1 protein-coding gene is annotated in these 331 nt (G+C 38.4%); it reads left to right on the top strand.

The window, feature by feature from the left end; translation table 11 throughout:
- A partial coding sequence (locus Y887_RS19940; RefSeq protein WP_211257047.1) for a hypothetical protein occupies positions 1-331 on the top strand: 331 nt, incomplete at both ends.

A 331-nucleotide genomic window follows, 5' to 3' on the forward strand; every position in this document is an offset into this window, starting at 1 on the left:
CGTAAATACATGGAAAAGGCCGGGTCTAATATTGAATCACTGAAATACTCTAAAGAACAACTAACTTATTCTGGGTTGTACAAACGTTTTAAAATGGGACCCGAATGGTGTAATCTTGGCGTCGTATACGATATCGTTGAATCCCCTCGTCTTCGTCGTATTCGTGAAAGTGGTAGCTCATCAACAACCATTTCAATTAACAGCCTGATTGGCATTAACATTAAAAACGTTGAAATTGTTATTGACGACGTTAAGGGACGCGTTCCATTAATGCGAGCTCTTAATTCGATTGAAATGTCTAAAGACGAGGTTAAATTAACCGGTAAAGTTC

This window comes from Xanthomonas pisi DSM 18956 (assembly GCF_001010415.1).
Lineage (GTDB): Bacteria > Pseudomonadota > Gammaproteobacteria > Xanthomonadales > Xanthomonadaceae > Xanthomonas > Xanthomonas pisi.